Genomic DNA, 1,051 nt, shown 5'->3' with positions numbered 1-1,051 from the left:
CACGCGCGCTTCGATTGCTTTAGCATCGCCAGCACCGTCAATGATGATGGTGTTTTCTTTGCCTACTTCGATACGCTTGGCTTGACCCAAGTGCTCAAGAGTTGTTTTCTCGAGTGTGAGGCCGATTTCTTCAGCGATCACTGTACCGCCAGTCAAAATCGCGATGTCTTCCAACATGGCTTTACGACGATCGCCAAAGCCTGGGGCCTTAACAGCACAAGTCTTGATGATGCCGCGGATATTGTTCACAACCAAAGTTGCCAAGGCTTCGCCTTCAACATCTTCTGCAATGATCAACAATGGACGACCAGACTTCGCTACTTGCTCGAGTACTGGGAGCAAATCACGGATGTTGCTAACTTTCTTGTCAAACAAGAGAACGTAAGGAGTTTCCAATACGGCAACTTGCTTTTCAGGTTGGTTAATGAAATATGGAGAGAGGTAGCCGCGGTCAAACTGCATACCTTCAACTACTTCAAGCTCATCTTCCAAAGACTTACCATCTTCAACAGTAATAACACCTTCTTTACCTACTTTTTCCATTGCTTCAGCAATTCGCTGACCAATGCTGTGATCGCTGTTAGCTGAGATTGAACCAACTTGAGCGATTTCTTTAGTAGTTGTACAAGGCTTACTGATCTTCTTGAGCTCTTCGATTGCAGCTGTAACTGCTTTATCAATACCGCGCTTCAAGTCCATTGGGTTGTGACCTGAAACTACGTATTTCATACCTTCGCGAACGATAGACTGAGCCAATACAGTTGCGGTAGTTGTACCGTCACCAGCGATGTCATTGGTTTTGGAAGCAACTTCCTTCACCATCTGAGCACCCATGTTCTGGAGCTTATCTTTGAGTTCGATTTCTTTAGCTACGGATACGCCATCCTTAGTGATGGTTGGGCCGCCAAATGAACGCTCGATAACCACGTTACGACCTTTTGGTCCCAAAGTAGTTTTTACTGCGTTCGCCAGAATGTTTACGCCTTCTACCATCTTGGTACGGGCGTTATCTCCAAATACGACGTCTTTTGCTGCCATGATTGAGTTCCTT

General features: G+C 46.0%; 1 protein-coding gene. It reads right to left on the bottom strand.

The window, feature by feature from the left end:
• On the bottom strand, positions 1 to 1,038 hold a 1,038-nt coding region (gene groEL / locus B7Y67_RS19195; RefSeq protein WP_293600000.1), incomplete at its 3' end, for a chaperonin GroEL.
• Between the last annotated feature and the right edge of the window lie 13 nt (positions 1,039 to 1,051).

Source organism: Polynucleobacter sp. 35-46-11 (assembly GCF_002281105.1).
This window is presented reverse-complemented; position numbering and strand designations above follow the sequence as displayed.